The sequence below is a fragment of the Pseudomonas sp. 2995-1 genome (assembly GCF_002742505.1).
GTDB lineage: Bacteria > Pseudomonadota > Gammaproteobacteria > Pseudomonadales > Pseudomonadaceae > Aquipseudomonas > Aquipseudomonas sivasensis.
Window position 1 is genome coordinate 1 of the sequence record NZ_LJSA01000170.1, and the last position, 341, is coordinate 341.

At 37.0% G+C, this 341-nt stretch carries 1 protein-coding gene; it reads right to left on the reverse strand.

Going from position 1 to position 341, the window contains the following annotated elements; all coding sequences use genetic code 11:
• Positions 1–77: 77 nt before the first annotated feature.
• Positions 78–341, reverse strand: a 264-nt coding sequence (locus AOA61_RS30790; RefSeq protein ID WP_218197326.1) for a hypothetical protein, incomplete at its 5' end; no start/stop codon positions are given.

Sequence of the window (341 nt, forward strand, 5' to 3'; positions counted from 1 at the left end):
GGGTCACCAGGACCTGCACCAACAAGATAGACTTTTCCTTTTCTCATCATTGTTTCCCCCTTGTCATTAGTGGTTTTTTAGCTTACAGTTTCACCAGTATTTAGAGAAAGATTCTTAACATAACTTCGCCATCTGTTTAATTGTTCAGCCCCTTTTTGTGATTTGAGTTGTTTATCTGCTACTTCTAAGCCTTCTTCCATAGATGTTGTTTTACCAAACAGATAATAACGGGCTGCAGTGTTGAAAATGACTTGATTACGATAATAGGCTAGCTCATCAGAAGATTCTCCTTCTAGAATTGCAGTAATAATACTCACTTGATCTTCTATAGAAAGTACTTC